Origin of the sequence: Acinetobacter sp. P1(2025) (assembly GCF_051390655.1) — a bacterium.
GTDB lineage: Bacteria > Pseudomonadota > Gammaproteobacteria > Pseudomonadales > Moraxellaceae > Acinetobacter > Acinetobacter junii.
The window spans coordinates 1-14,885 of sequence record NZ_JBPKBJ010000078.1; the positions used below are offsets into that span (position 1 = coordinate 1).

Below are 14,885 nucleotides of genomic sequence, written 5' to 3' on the forward strand. Positions count from 1 at the left end.
TGGCAGAAGAAATTATTTAGACCAATGATCAAAAACTTCATTGATGACTTTATTCTCGATAAAAATCATCTGCTACCACAGAGAGTCTATAAATAATAGTGCGTAAGTCCTATTAGATATATTAGCTCGAGTTTATTATTCAAATATCGAGTTTCCGTTCTTTGTCAAAGCCCCATAAAAATCATGATCTTATAAAGACTTCTGATCTCATATTCATGCAATTTACTACACTTGTCAACCTTAAATACAACCCTAGATTTGATAGGTCATATAATGACGTGAAAGGTCAATAAGTCACTTGATAAGCTGTTCATGCTTTTGCACTTGTCACAATTTGGACTTACACTGTTAAGTAATGATTTTCTGATTGATCTACAAAAGTTATTTTAATAACTGTTTAGGGATGGTTTATGCAATACAAAATCCACGTTATCGATGTTCAAAACAACCTAAAAAATTACATTTGGTTGTTAGAAGATACACGTACAAATGAAGTGATTGTTGTAGATCCAACAGAAGCGAAACTAGTCACGGATTTTTGTGAAACACATCAATTACATCTTAAACAAATTTGGCTGACGCATTGGCATCCAGACCATACAAATGGCGTAGAAGGCTTGTTGGCTGAGCAAAACATTCTGGTTTATGGTCCGCGTGATGAACTCAGCAAAATTCCCTACCTTTCAAACCCTTTACAGCATGATTATCATTTTTTCTTTAATGATTTAAAAATTGAAGTGATTGCAACTCCTGGGCATACTTTAGGTCATATCACTTATTTTATTGAAGAAATAGATTCTTTGTTTTGTGGAGATACTTTGTTTGCAATGGGATGCGGTCGCTTATTTGAAGGTACTGCTGAGCAAATGTATCATTCATTAAATAGATTGGCAGCTTTGCCTATTCAGACAAAAGTATATTGTACTCATGAATATACACTTTCGAATGCTGAATTTGCGTTAACCATAGAACCTCACAATGTTGCTCTTCAAGAACGTTTCGAGCAAGTAAAAATGCTAAGAGAATCAGATCAAATCACTCTACCCTCTACGATAGAACTTGAGCTAGAAACTAATCCATTTTTACGCACAGAAAATGCTGAAGAGTTTGCTCGCATTCGCAGTCTGAAAGATCAATTTTAAAATTTTAGGTTAATCAATAATTTCATTTTCCAACCTAACAACATTGTGGAAAATGAAATTATTTTTTACATATATTTTCACAGATTTATTGCTTTTCAGCTTATCAAATATCACTTCAATAATTTATTTTTTCAATATAATACAATTATTTATTTTTTAATTCTCAAAAATCAGTATTAAAAATTTACTCTAGTTTTACATTATTTACATCTAGAAAAATAAATATATGCAATCCCCCTTTAAAAAAAATTCATCAACCCCTATTAATGAATAATGATTCACAAGGAGTACTGGTTATGAAAAACAGAGTTGTTAAAGCAAAAAATTTATTGGCTTTCCGTATTTGGTTAGAAAAATTAGGTTATTCGGTGAAAAATTTAGCAGACAATCGCGGGTTCACTTTCAGTTTTAAAAAAGAATACGGCTTGGTTACAGGTGACTTATCAGGAAATGCTTTAGCAATGCAACTCGGTGAAGAATTTGAAGACCATTTAAAAGCATAATGTTCATACTAATTATTTAGGGTTTCAAACGGACATGAAGCCCTAAAGCATAAAAGAGACCTAATCAAACTTTGCTTTTTAATTTCAATCTCTCACTTTATAACCATCTCTCGAAAAAATAACATTGGAACAAAACAGTTTTCCAAGTATTATAATGTCCTAGTCGAGGGATGCTGCGACATTTGATTTATGACTATAAATCACATGCCAGGCTCGACGATCGGTTAAACATTCGTTTTAACCAACAACGGCATCCGCGAACTGAATGATCAATACTATTTTTTCTAGGAGATCCTGATGAACGCGGTGAATGCTTCATTTACAGATTATAAAGTTGCTGATATTTCCCTTGCTGACTACGGTCGTAAAGAGATCAAACTTGCTGAAGCAGAAATGCCAGCTTTGATCGGCTTACGTAAGCGTTATGCAGCTGCTAAACCACTTGCTGGCGCTAAAATTTTGGGTTGTATTCATATGACAATCCAAACAGCAGTTCTTATTGAAACTTTGATTGAACTCGGTGCAGAAGTTCGTTGGACTTCATGTAACATCTTCTCAACACAAGACCATGCTGCTGCTGCAATTGCTGCTCGTGGTATTCCTGTTTTTGCTTGGAAAGGCGAAACTGAAGAAGAATATGTGTGGTGCTTAGAACAACAAATCAATGTGAACGGCAAGCCTTGGGATGCCAACATGATTTTGGACGATGGCGGTGACTTGACTGCACTTATTCATGACAAATACCCTGCTCTTTTAGAGCGCATCCACGGTATTACTGAAGAGACCACAACAGGTGTACAACGTTTGTTGGAAATGTGGAAAGATGGTTCTCTTAAAGTTCCTGCAATCAACGTTAATGACTCGATTACTAAGTCTAAAAACGACAACAAATATGGTTGCCGTCACTCATTAAATGATGCAATCAAACGTGCAACTGATATGTTACTTTCTGGTCGCCGTGCTTTAGTGATTGGTTATGGCGATGTAGGTAAAGGTTCAGCTCAGTCTTTACGTCAAGAAGGCATGATTGTTCGTGTGACAGAAGTAGATCCTATCTGTGCAATGCAAGCATGTATGGATGGTTACGAGGTTGTTTCCCCATATAAAAATGGCGTTCAAACTGGCAAGAAAGAAGACATTAACCAAGACTTGCTATCAAATACTGACCTTGTTGTCACAACTACTGGTAACTACCACGTATGTGATTCAGCAATGTTAGACAGCTTAAAAGCTGGTGCTGTGGTATGTAACATTGGTCACTTTGATACTGAAATCGACACAGCATACTTACGTGGTTATAAATGGGTTGAAGTAAAGCCTCAAGTTCACCAAGTGTACCGCTCAGAAGATGAAAATAACTATCTCATCCTTTTATCTGAAGGTCGTTTAGTGAACCTTGGAAATGCAACAGGTCACCCATCACGCGTTATGGATGGTTCTTTTGCAAACCAAGTGCTCGCGCAAATGCATCTTTTCGCTGAGAAATTTGCAGATTTACCAGCTGATCAAAAGCAAGCGGCTATTCGTGTTGAAGTTCTTCCTAAGAAATTAGACGAAGAAGTTGCAGCGGCAATGGTTGCAGGCTTTGGTGGTGTAGTAACTCAATTAACTCAAGTTCAAGCAGACTATCTAGGTGTACCTGTTGAAGGTCCATTCAAATCTGACGCTTATAAATACTAAGAAAATTAGGGCAGACGTTTTACGGACTGCCCTTTTTTATAAAATCTTCTCAGTAATTTATAAAAGGATTTAAAATGACGAAACGAGTGCCTATTTCTTTCGAGTTTTTCCCACCGAAAACTGATGCTGGTGCAGAAAAATTACGTGTTGTTCATCAAGAGTTACAACTTCTCAACCCTGAGTTTTTTTCTATTACTTACGGTGCTGGTGGCTCAACCCGTGAACGTACTTTAGCAGCGATTAATGATTTTAATGGTAAGGGCACACCAGTTGCACCTCACCTTTCTTGTATTGGTGACGACAAAGCACGTATTGCTGAACTTCTTGATCTTTACAAATCACAAGGAATTGACCGCATCGTCGCACTAAGAGGTGACTTGCCTTCTGGTCAGGTTGGCTTAGGTGAACTTCCGTATGCTCAAGACTTAGTTCGATTCATACGTGAACATTCAGGTGATCACTTCCATATCGAAGTTGCTGCGTATCCTGAAATGCATCCACAAGCTGAAAGTTTTGATGCAGACATCCAACGGTTCGTCGAAAAAGTACAAGCTGGCGCAAATGCAGGAATTACCCAATTCTTCTTTAATCCTGATGCATATTTCTATTTCATCGAACGCTTAGCGAAATCAGGAATTAATATTCCTATCGCGCCAGGTATTATGCCGATCACAAATGCAAGCAACTTGATTCGTTTTGCGGATGGTACAGGTGCAGAAATCCCACGTTGGATTCGCAAGCAACTTGCAGCTTATGGTGATGACAGCGCAAGCATTAAAGCATTTGGTCACGAAGTCATCGTTAACCTTTGTGAACGCTTAATTGCTGGTGGAGCACCGACGTTACATTTTTACTCAATGAACCAAACTGAACCAACCCGACAACTTGTTGTTGATTTAGGTTTAAACTAATTTCTACGAGCACGACCCAAGCATGAATCGTTTTTATATCGAAACTGAACTAAATACTGGCAACACAATTGAATTAACTGAGTCAGTATTTCATCATTGGGTTCGTGTACTTCGTGCGAAAGTGCAAGAACAAGCCATCTTTTTTAATGGAAAAGGTGGTGAATATCGTGTAACTCTAACTGAAATTAACAAGAAAAATGCTTTCGTATCTGTTGATCATTTTGAAGCAATCGATCGAACTGCACCATTCAAGGTGATTTTGGGTCAAGTAATGAGCAAAGGTGATCGCATGGATTATGCGATTCAAAAAGCAACTGAACTTGGTGTTGCAACGATTCAATTATTAACCAGTGATCGTTGTGAAATGCGTCTTAAATACGACCGTGATCAAAAGAAATTAGACCATTGGCAATCAGTTGCAGTCGCAGCTTGTGAACAATGTGGGATGAATATTGTGCCCAAAGTTTTAGCTCCAATTTCAATCGAAGAATGGATTCAAACAGATCTGCCAATATCGCGTTTTGTAATGGCGCCGAACAAAGATCAGAAAAATGTATTACTAGATGCACAACCAGAACTCGCTTTATTGATTGGCCCAGAAGGTGGTCTGAGTGAATCAGAAATTGGGCTATCGAATCAACATGGATTTGTAAATTGGTGTATCGGAGATCGTGTTCTAAGGACAGAAACAGCTCCAGTCGTGGCTTTATCAATTTTAAATTATCACTTTGCTAGCAATTGATGCATTTCATTTGCTTTCAGTTGTCTTTAGCGTTAATTTAAAACAAAACTCTATAGTGTTTACAAAAAAATAAAGACTGTGAACACTGATAAAAAACGAAAAGGATTATTCTTTATATGTCAGGGGTTCTGGAAAAAAATTTGCCACAATTTATATATACGGATCAGATTAATTATCCTAACCATATACGTCTATTTGTTGTATGCGTAATCTTCATTATTTTAATCGATTATTTTTTATTCGGTTTTTTCTATTCATTTGATTTAAACATCTTCTCTATTTGGACAATAAGTTCACTAATTCTATTAAGTATTTTTTTAATTATCTGTAACTTCTCGCTTAAACATTACACATCTGTTCGCCATGCCAAAAAAACCAATCTGACTTTTCAACTGATTTGTCTTTGTATAGGTAGCTTACTGGGTGTAGGCAGTGTGGTTATTAGCCAACTGCTTATTAAAGATGTTCCCCATCTCTCACATTCTCACATTCTCACATTAACTGCACTACTCCTCACTTCATCACACATTATTTCGCTGACCTTTTTAACTCAGCATATTCGTTATTTTTTCTTGTTTTTTATTCCTAGTGTTTTCCCTCTTGTTCTTTCTCAGATTATAAACAGAGACCAAGAACATACTTTGTTTTATGTAGCCTATTATTTTTCTTTTGTTGCAACTTTATTATGTGCACATGCAACGTTCAAAATTCATAAACGTTTCTTTCAAGTCCTTGAAAAAAATAAGCAACTCATAGATGTTGCAGAACAACATAACCAATGGACTGAAGAGCTATGCCAACAATTGCAGCGAGAAGTAAATAAGTCTAAAGATATCGAGGCACAACTGCAATTTAACAACCATTTATTGGAACAGAAAGTACGTGAACGGACATACGATCTTACTAAGATGAATGAGCGACTCGAAGAGCATCGGCAAAATTTAGCATTTGCGCATGAAACTGCTGGAATCCGTCCATGGGAATGGAATCTTGAAAAGAATACGGTTGGTGTAACAAATTCTCACCAAAAGGAAGTGACACGCAATTCAGAGAATCATTACGAACTATTGAGTAAAATCGTTCATCCTGATGATGCTGAACGTGTAAAAAATACGATATATAGTCATTTGTGTGGTCAAACCAAACGTTATGAAGAAACCTTCAGAATAAAACGTTCGAATGGTGATTGGAGTTGGATTCATGATGTTGGTCAGGTGATTCAGCGAAATCCAAAAGACGGTACACCACTAAGAATGGTTGGTATTCATCGAGACATTAATCAAGAAAAGAAAGATCAAGAACGACTAAAATTGGCAGCAAGTGTTTTTGAACAAGCATCTGAAGGTATTTTTATTCTAGATGAAAACTTTAACTATCTTGAAGTCAATCCAAAATATGAACAACTTACTGGTTTAGATAAACAGTATATTTTGAATAAACATTTATTCGAAATCACCAAACAGACTAAACAACATCACTTAAATTTTCATCTCTCTATTCTCGATACTTTACATGAAGAATTTGAATATGAAGGAGAGTTCCAAGAAACCTATCTATCTGAAAAATCTTGTTTTCTTTGGATGCATATCAATGCCGTTAAAGATGAATCTGATCGAGTATTAAATTATATCGGTATCGTTTCAGATCAAAGTGAACGTAAACACCAAGAACAACGCTTATCATATTTAACCAATTATGACACTTTAACTGATCTACCAAATCGCTTTTATTACCATCAACAACTCCATCAATACTTGGTAAATGAAGCATCTATTCAGCATCTAGCCGTCATTCGCTTAAATATAGATCGATTCCGTGCATTAAATGAATTATTAAGTAATCAAGCTGGTAATGAGCTTTTAAAACAAGTTGCACAACGCCTACGAATCAGCAATATAGATGCATTATTGGTCGCTCATTTAAGTGCTGATGATTTTGCAATCATCTATGAAATGTCCCCTTTGCACCCTCCAATTCATCAAATTTGCAATAATATCGTGGAAGCCTTTAGCAAACCTTTCTACATTGCCGATCAAGAACATGTGGTTAGTATTTCGATTGGTGTTGCAATTTACCCTGAACATGGACGCCAAGTAGATAATTTAAATACTCATGCAGAACAAGCACTCACAGAAGCCAAACGTTTAGGTGGAAATACCATCCGTTATTACTCAAGCGAACGCACAAACTTTGTGGCTAAGCATACGGATTTGGAACTTGATCTAAGAAAAGCAATTCAAAATAAAGAACTTGTGGTGTATTACCAACCAAAAATAAATACTCAAAATTCCAATATTACAGGTTTTGAAGCTCTGATTCGTTGGAAGCATCCAACAAAAGGCTTAATCATGCCTGATATCTTTATTCCACTTGCTGAAAGTACAAGCCTAATTTCTGATATTGGTCGTTTTGTACTTTATGAAGCGGCACGTCAACTTCAAGTTTGGCAAAAACTTGGCTTTGTCCACATACACGTTGCTGTAAACATTGTTGCTCAACAAATCTTGCGGGGACAATTGCTTCAAGATATTGATGCTGTGTTAGATCAATACTCAATTGGTGGGGAAAATCTTGAATTAGAAATCACTGAATCTGCATTTTTAGAAAATACCGAAAACGTAAAAACGGTGCTTTGTGCACTCAAAGAACGCAATATTTCAATTGCATTAGATGACTTCGGGACTGGTTATTCTTCACTCGCCTACCTAACCGAATATCCAATTGACATTTTAAAAATTGACCGTGCATTCATTTCAAAAATTGGTGATCCAAAGCAAGATGCGATAGTTAATGCCATGATTGCCATGGGTAAAACCATTGGCTTAAAAGTTGTTGCTGAAGGTGTAGAAACTGAACAGCAACGTGACTACTTGAAGCGACAAAATTGTGACATATTACAGGGTTACTTATTTGCGAAACCTTTAACTGCTTCGCATGCTACAGACTACTTGCAACAACACATGAGAATGTCAACCGCGAGATATTCCATATAACGTTACAATTCGAGCTTTTTGAATGTTTATTTTGATCAAAAAATAAATTGTCAATAAGCATATACGTTCAGTGAAAATAAGCTATTTTGACTGGGCGAATGCGTGAACTAGTGCTATATTCTTGTGCACTTATCTTAATATAATAATCAGACATATATCCTGATTATTATCGGAACAATCGAGACTCAGATGGACGATCAATCTTTAAAACAAGCCGCTTTGTATTACCATGAATTTCCAACTCCAGGAAAAATCAGTGTGACACCTAGCAAGCAGCTCGTTAACCAACGAGATTTAGCGCTTGCATATTCTCCTGGTGTTGCTGCTCCATGTTTGGAAATCGAACGTGACCCTTCTGCTGCTGCGAAATACACAGCTCGCGGAAACCTAGTCGCAGTCGTGAGTAATGGTACCGCCGTGCTTGGTTTAGGTAATATTGGTCCTCTTGCCTCTAAACCTGTAATGGAAGGTAAAGGCGTTTTATTCAAGAAGTTTGCTGGCGTTGATGTTTTCGACATCGAAATCGCTGAAAATGATCCAGATAAAATCGTCGATATCGTGGCATCTCTTGAACCAACATTTGGTGGTATCAATCTAGAAGATATCAAAGCACCTGAATGTTTCTATATCGAGAAAAAATTACGCGAACGCATGAAAATTCCTGTGTTCCATGATGACCAACACGGTACAAGTATTATTGTTGGTTCTGCACTTCTAAATGCATTGCAAATCGTAAATAAAAAAATCGAAGATATTAAAATTGTCGCTTCAGGTGCGGGTGCCGCTGCCCTCTCTTGTTTAGATTTATTGTGTGCACTCGGTGTAAATAAACAAAATATCATCGTAGCTGACTCTCGTGGTTTGCTTACAACTTCACGTGATGGTCTAGATGAATCAAAGAAACGTTATGTACAAGACATTCAAGCAACGCAATTACATGAAGTAATGGCTGGCGCTGATATGTTCTTAGGTCTTTCAGCAGCTGGTATTTTAACCAAAGAAATGGTTAAAGAAATGGCTGAAAACCCAATTATCTTTGCTTTAGCTAACCCAGATCCGGAAATTTTACCTGAGCACGCACATGAAGTTCGTCCTGATGTCATTATGGCAACTGGTCGTTCAGACTATCCTAACCAAGTAAACAACGCGCTTTGTTTCCCATATATCTTCCGTGGTGCATTAGACGTCGGTGCAACTACAATTAATGAGGAAATGAAGATCGCATGTGTACATGCAATCGCTCGCATGGCTCATGTTGAAGCGGATGCTGCAACGTATGGTGAGAAATCAGCATCTTTTGGTCGTAATTATTTAATTCCTCGCCCACTTGATCAACGCTTGATTCTTGAAATTGCGCCAGCGGTAGCTAAAGCAGCGATGGATTCAGGTGTAGCGACTCGTCCTATCGAAGATTTCTCAGCTTACCGACAACGTCTTTCTGAGTTTGTATACAACTCAGCATTCTTGATGAAGCCTATTTTCTCTCAAGCTAAATCTGATCCTAAACGCATTGCTTATGCTGAAGGTGAAGACGAACGCGTATTACGTGCAGTACAAATCGTAGTTGATGAAGGTCTTGCCAAACCAATTTTGATTGGTCGTACAACTGTGATCGAAGCGAATATCAAGAAATTAGGCTTACGCTTACAACATGGCGTAAACATTGAAATCGCAGATCAAGAACAAAACCCTTTATATGAAGAGTTCTGGAAAGACTATTATCAAACGATGCAGCGCAAAGGTGTAACAGTTGAGTATGCTCAGCGTGAAGCACGTCGTCGCTCAACACTAATCGCAGCTTTGATGGTGAAGTTTGGCAAAGCTGATGGTATGTTGTGTGGTACTTATTCAAGCTACGATATCCATTTAGATTTCGTTAAAAATGTCATTGGACTAAAAGAAGGTCGCAGTACATTCTTTACTTTAAATGCGCTTATGCTTGAAGATCGCAACTTATTTATTGCTGATACCTATGTAAATACTAACCCTACTGCTGAACAGCTTGCTGAAATGACAATTTTAGCTGCTGAAGAAGTTCGTCGCTTTGGTATGACACCTCGTGTTGCTCTGCTTTCTCACTCTAGTTTTGGTAGTGATCAGTTTGACCCAAGTGCTCAAAAGATGCGTGAAGTCTTCCGTTTACTTTCAGAACAAGCTCCTGAGCTTGAAGTTGAAGGTGAAATGCATGGTGATGCAGCATTAGACGACAATATTCGTCATTTTGCATTCCCGAACTCACGTTTTAAAGGTTCAGCAAATCTTTTGATCATGCCTAATCTTGATGCAGCGAATATTTCATTTAACCTCTTAAAAGCAACTTCTGGTAACAACGTTACTATTGGTCCTATTTTATTAGGTGCTGCTAAGCCTGTTCATATTTTAACCCCAACGGCAACAACACGTCGTTTAGTTAATATGACAGCATTGACGGTTGCAGAAATTCAACAAAGTCAAAACTGATTATCTTAAGCGAAGCTTTTCGAGAAAAGCTTCGCTTAATGCTTGAGAAAACCTCTATTCTGTTGCATGATTGTGTGAAGAATAGAGGTTTTTTATGCAAGTTTATTTAGTAGGCGGTGCTGTCAGAGATCATTTACTTGGGCATCCCTATCACGAAAAAGATTACGTGGTGGTCGGAGCAACACCCGAACAATTACTCGCAGATGGATTTCAACCTGTAGGTAAAGACTTCCCTGTATTTCTTCATCCAAAAACAAAAGAAGAATATGCCCTCGCGCGTACAGAACGTAAGTCTGGCGTGGGATATCATGGATTTCAATTTCATACCGATAAAACAGTCAAATTAGAAGAAGATTTAATACGTCGTGATCTCACCATCAATGCAATGGCAATGGATGAAAATGGAAACATTTATGATCCCTATGGTGGTCAAAATGATCTTAACCAAAAAATTCTTCGTCATGTCTCAGATGCTTTTATTGAAGATCCACTCCGTGTTTTACGCGTTGCAAGATTTGCTGCACGTTATACAGCTTACGGATTTAAGATTGCTGAAGAAACATTAAACCTAATGAGTGAAATCGCAAGTTCTGGTGAATTAGATGCACTAACACCTGAACGAGTTTGGAAAGAAACCTCTCGTGCATTGATGGAAGATCATGCCGATGTGTACTTTCAAACACTCAGAGACTGTAATGCTCTCAAAGTTTTGTTTCCTGAGATTGATGCATTATTTGGTGTTCCACAACGCCCCGAATTCCACCCAGAAATTGACTGTGGTATTCATACATTAATGTCATTACGACAGGCTTGTTTAGCAAATTACGCCCTAGACGTTCGTTATGCAGTACTTGTACATGATTTAGGGAAGGCACTCACACCTGCTGAGGAATTACCGAAGCATATTATGCATGAAGAAAGAGGTTTAAAACCTGTTAGTGATATCTCTGATCGCTTAAAAGTCCCTACACAACTCAAGAATTTGGCGCTTATCGTTTGTAAAGAGCATTTAAAATGTCACCAAGCCAAAAATCTTAAACCTGGCACGCTATGGCGCTTATTACAACGTTTAGATGTATTACGCAAACCTGAGAAAGTTCAGGCATTTGTTCAGGCATGTGAATGTGATGCCAAAGGTCGTTTAGGTTTAGAGAATCGCCCCTATCCACAAGCACAATACATCTTAGATGCGATGGAAATTGTGAGAAAAATACGTGCTCAAGATTTACCGCCAGATATTCAAGGTGTTGAAATAGGTGAAATGTTGATTCAATATCGCATTGATGCTTTGGCTAAATTTAAAGAACAGCATGATGAGCCATCATCTGCATCATAATTTTTGCATAAAAAAACCCAGTCAAAAGTGACTGGGTTTTTTTATTTTACTGATTCAATAAAAATTATTGAGCAGCAGCAGCTTGAGCAGCAGCAACTTCATCAGCAAAGCTCATTTCAGCTTTCTTCTCAATACCTTCGCCTACTTCGAAACGAACGAATTGAGCTACAACTGTACCAGTTGCTTTTAATACATCAGCAACTTTCTTGTCGTTGTCGATAACATACATTTGACGATCAAGAGCAACTTCGTTCAAGTACTTTTCTACTGAACCAGTTACCATTTTCTCAACGATGTTTGCTGGCTTGCCAGATTCTACAGCTTTCGCTTCAGCAATTTCTTTCTCTTTAGCGATTAAGTCAGCTGGAACAGCTTCAGCATTTACTGCAACTGGGTTGAACGCAGCAACATGCATTGCAATACCTTTACCAGTGTCTGCATCACCTGTATAAGAAACAACAACACCGATTTTTAAACCGTGCTTATAAACAGCTAAGTTTTCGCCTTCAACGATTTGTGCACGACGAACTTGGATGTTTTCACCGATTTTTTGAACAAGCGCAACACGAGCTTCTTCTACAGTAGCCCCGTCTTCAAGCTTAAGTTCAGCAATTTTTGCTGCATCAGTTTCACCAGCGGCAAGAGCAGCTGTAGCAACTTTGTCAGAGAAGTTTTTGAAGTTGTCGTCTTTAGCAACGAAGTCAGTTTGACAGTTAACTTCAACAAGAATCGCTTTGTTACCGTTTTGAATGATCGTGATCGCACCATCAGCAGCAATGTTACCAGCTTTTTTAGCTGCTTTTGCTTGACCTGATTTACGAAGGTTATCAATTGCAAGTTCGATGTCGCCGTTTGCTTCTGTTAATGCTTTTTTGCATTCCATCATTGCAAGACCAGTACGGTCACGTAATTCTTTTACCATGCTTGCAGTAATTGCAGTCATGTTGATCTCCTAAATCGGTAGAAAATAAATCTGTTCAACAAAAACGGCCCAAAGAAACTCTGGACCGTTTGCAATCTCGACGCTTTAATTTGCCACCATTACATGTCGCAAAAATGACAAGCTTGCGTCAAAACGCATTAAGCCTCAGAAGCGTCTTTCGCAGCGTCATCGCCTTTTGCTTGAGCGTTCGCTTGTGATTGAGCGTATTCTTTACCAGCAATGATAGCGTCAGCCATAGCTGAAGCGTATAACGTTACTGCACGGATCGCATCATCGTTACCAGGAATAACGTAATCTACGTTATCTGGGTTTGAGTTTGTATCAACGATACCGATTACAGGAATACCTAAGTTTTTAGCTTCTTTGATTGCAATCGCTTCGTGGTCAACATCGATTACAAATAATGCGTCAGGTAAACCACCCATGTTCTTAACGCCGCCTAAAGCACGTTCAAGCTTGTCCATCTCACGAGTACGCTCTAAAGCTTCACGTTTAGTAAGCTTAGCAAAAGTACCATCTTGAGATTGAGTTTGAAGATCTTTTAAACGGTTGATAGATTGGCGAAGAGTTTTCCAGTTCGTCAACATACCACCTAACCAACGGTGATCTACATATGGTTGACCAGCACGTTGAGCTTGTTCACGGATGATGTTAGAAGCAGCACGTTTCGTACCAACGAATAATACTTTGTTCTTTTTGCTCGCCAAGTTGTTAACGAAGTTCAATGCATCATTTAACGCAGGAACAGTGTGCTCAAGGTTGATGATGTGAATTTTGTTACGCGCGCCAAAAATGTATTGACGCATTTTTGGGTTCCAGAAACGAGTTTGGTGACCAAAGTGTGCGCCTGCTTGAAGAAGGTCGCGCATGCTTACGTTGTAATCTGCCATTTTCTTTACCTTAAAGTTTGGGTTAGGCCTCCATATATCCGCATTCTCCACCTATTGCTAGGCACCCAGAGTAATGTGACGATATATGTGCGGATTTTGTATAACTACTTATCAATTTTTCGAACCACTTCTTATTTAGAAAATAGTCACGAAAAGCATTTGATAAAATAGGCGGCTATTTATACCATAGACGCTTGCGAATTACCAAAAGTTTTTAGAGATCATGAACACGACTTATACAGCTCCTCGTCGATTAATCAAGACTCCCGATGAAATTGAAAAAATGCGCATCGCGGGGAAATTGGCGGCTGAAGTTTTAGACATGATTAAACCGCATATTAAAGCGGGAGTGAGTACTTTAGAACTCGATACAATCTGTCGCAATCATATTGAAAATGTACAAGATGCTATTCCTGCTTGTGTAGGTTATGGTGCAGCTCCAGGTCGACCTGCATTTCAACATTCAATTTGCACATCTGTTAACCATGTCGTTTGTCATGGTATTCCATCTGAAAATAAAATTTTAAAAAACGGCGATATTCTAAATATTGATGTCACAGTAATCAAAGACGGTTATCACGGCGATACCAATATGATGTATATCGTAGGTGGTGAGACGTCTATTTTGGCAAACCGTTTGTGTCAAGTTGCGCAAGAGGCCATGTATCGTGGTATGGCGACTGTACGTGATGGTTCTTATTTAGGTGATATCGGACATGCTATTCAACAATATGTTGAGTCTGAGCGTTTTAGCGTAGTTCGAGAATATTGTGGTCATGGTATTGGAAATGTGTTTCATGATGAACCACAAGTTCTACACTACGGTCAAAAAGGTACAGGAATGCGTTTAGAGGCTGGCATGACCTTTACTATTGAACCAATGGTGAACGCTGGCGTTTGGCAAACAAAGTTATTAGGTGATAAATGGACTGTTGTCACAAAAGATCATAAGTTGTCCGCACAATATGAACATACTATTTTAGTAACTCAAACTGGTATTGAAGTCCTTACCGCTCGTCCAGAAGAAGATTTATCTCGCTTCATGTAAGCGATTTCTTTGTTTCATTTAAGCTACTTCGGTAGCTTTTTTTATGCTTAAAAAAAATTATTAGTTAATTGAATTAAACAAAAAACATTCATAAGAATAACAATTATAAATTTTAACTAAACAAAGAGGTGGATCAGGAAATTTGAACAACACTTATAAGTGATATTTTGCTCCCCAAATGATGTTATAAACATCAATATATGGAGTATTTTATGGCACGTAGACCAAGAAGAAATC

At 38.0% G+C, this 14,885-nt stretch carries 11 protein-coding genes; 9 read left to right on the forward strand and 2 right to left on the reverse strand.

Annotation, left to right across the window (positions count from 1 at the left end; all coding sequences use genetic code 11):
* The first annotated feature begins 410 nt into the window (after positions 1-410).
* The 8 genes from gloB to ACSC97_RS15315 all read left to right on the forward strand — a co-directional run bounded on the left by gloB (position 411) and on the right by ACSC97_RS15315 (position 11,767).
* Complete coding sequence (gene gloB / locus ACSC97_RS15280) at positions 411-1,142, forward strand: hydroxyacylglutathione hydrolase (RefSeq protein ID WP_436661780.1); 732 nt, start codon at positions 411-413, stop codon at positions 1,140-1,142.
* 296 nt (positions 1,143-1,438) lie between these two features.
* Positions 1,439-1,645, forward strand: a complete 207-nt coding sequence (locus ACSC97_RS15285) for a hypothetical protein (protein WP_004676939.1) — start codon at positions 1,439-1,441, stop codon at positions 1,643-1,645.
* Positions 1,646-1,942: 297 nt separating this feature from the next.
* Positions 1,943-3,325 carry an adenosylhomocysteinase gene (ahcY, locus tag ACSC97_RS15290; protein WP_436661782.1) on the forward strand — a complete coding sequence of 461 codons (1,383 nt, stop codon included), beginning with the start codon at positions 1,943-1,945 and terminating at the stop codon, positions 3,323-3,325.
* A gap of 74 nt (positions 3,326-3,399) precedes the next feature.
* Positions 3,400-4,236 (forward strand): methylenetetrahydrofolate reductase [NAD(P)H], encoded by an 837-nt coding sequence (gene metF / locus ACSC97_RS15295; RefSeq protein ID WP_004912291.1) that lies wholly within the window; start codon positions 3,400-3,402, stop codon positions 4,234-4,236.
* A gap of 22 nt (positions 4,237-4,258) precedes the next feature.
* Positions 4,259-4,978: a 16S rRNA (uracil(1498)-N(3))-methyltransferase gene (locus ACSC97_RS15300; RefSeq protein ID WP_436661784.1), complete on the forward strand. Its 720-nt coding sequence runs from the start codon at positions 4,259-4,261 to the stop codon at positions 4,976-4,978.
* Between the two features lie 116 nt (positions 4,979-5,094).
* A complete protein-coding gene (locus ACSC97_RS15305; protein ID WP_436661786.1) occupies positions 5,095-7,971 on the forward strand; it encodes a bifunctional diguanylate cyclase/phosphodiesterase in 2,877 nt (958 codons plus the stop codon).
* A 189-nt stretch (positions 7,972-8,160) separates the two neighbouring features.
* Positions 8,161-10,431, forward strand: a complete 2,271-nt coding sequence (locus tag ACSC97_RS15310) for an NADP-dependent malic enzyme (RefSeq protein ID WP_004912297.1) — start codon at positions 8,161-8,163, stop codon at positions 10,429-10,431.
* A gap of 94 nt (positions 10,432-10,525) precedes the next feature.
* Positions 10,526-11,767 carry a multifunctional CCA addition/repair protein gene (locus ACSC97_RS15315; RefSeq protein ID WP_436661789.1) on the forward strand — a complete coding sequence of 414 codons (1,242 nt, stop codon included), beginning with the start codon at positions 10,526-10,528 and terminating at the stop codon, positions 11,765-11,767.
* Between the two features lie 64 nt (positions 11,768-11,831).
* Here the strand turns inward: ACSC97_RS15315 and tsf are convergent, their stop codons facing one another.
* Together tsf and rpsB are read right to left on the reverse strand one after the other, a co-directional pair.
* Positions 11,832-12,710, reverse strand: coding sequence for a translation elongation factor Ts (gene tsf / locus ACSC97_RS15320; RefSeq protein WP_004912300.1), 879 nt, complete (start codon positions 12,708-12,710; stop codon positions 11,832-11,834).
* Positions 12,711-12,847: 137 nt separating this feature from the next.
* A complete protein-coding gene (rpsB, locus tag ACSC97_RS15325; RefSeq protein ID WP_004912304.1) occupies positions 12,848-13,600 on the reverse strand; it encodes a 30S ribosomal protein S2 in 753 nt (250 codons plus the stop codon).
* A gap of 223 nt (positions 13,601-13,823) precedes the next feature.
* Between rpsB and map the strand changes: the two genes are divergently transcribed.
* Positions 13,824-14,648 carry a type I methionyl aminopeptidase gene (gene map / locus ACSC97_RS15330; protein ID WP_004912307.1) on the forward strand — a complete coding sequence of 275 codons (825 nt, stop codon included), beginning with the start codon at positions 13,824-13,826 and terminating at the stop codon, positions 14,646-14,648.
* The last annotated feature ends 237 nt before the right edge of the window (positions 14,649-14,885 follow it).

Coding starts and splice junctions, on each gene's coding strand:
- gloB (WP_436661780.1), top strand. CDS start 411: ATGCAATACAAAATCCACGTTATCGATGTTCAAAACAACCTAAAAAAT.
- ACSC97_RS15285 (WP_004676939.1), top strand. CDS start 1,439: ATGAAAAACAGAGTTGTTAAAGCAAAAAATTTATTGGCTTTCCGTATT.
- ahcY (WP_436661782.1), top strand. CDS start 1,943: ATGAACGCGGTGAATGCTTCATTTACAGATTATAAAGTTGCTGATATT.
- metF (WP_004912291.1), top strand. CDS start 3,400: ATGACGAAACGAGTGCCTATTTCTTTCGAGTTTTTCCCACCGAAAACT.
- ACSC97_RS15300 (WP_436661784.1), top strand. CDS start 4,259: ATGAATCGTTTTTATATCGAAACTGAACTAAATACTGGCAACACAATT.
- ACSC97_RS15305 (WP_436661786.1), top strand. CDS start 5,095: ATGTCAGGGGTTCTGGAAAAAAATTTGCCACAATTTATATATACGGAT.
- ACSC97_RS15310 (WP_004912297.1), top strand. CDS start 8,161: ATGGACGATCAATCTTTAAAACAAGCCGCTTTGTATTACCATGAATTT.
- ACSC97_RS15315 (WP_436661789.1), top strand. CDS start 10,526: ATGCAAGTTTATTTAGTAGGCGGTGCTGTCAGAGATCATTTACTTGGG.
- tsf (WP_004912300.1), bottom strand. CDS start 12,710: ATGACTGCAATTACTGCAAGCATGGTAAAAGAATTACGTGACCGTACT.
- rpsB (WP_004912304.1), bottom strand. CDS start 13,600: ATGGCAGATTACAACGTAAGCATGCGCGACCTTCTTCAAGCAGGCGCA.
- map (WP_004912307.1), top strand. CDS start 13,824: ATGAACACGACTTATACAGCTCCTCGTCGATTAATCAAGACTCCCGAT.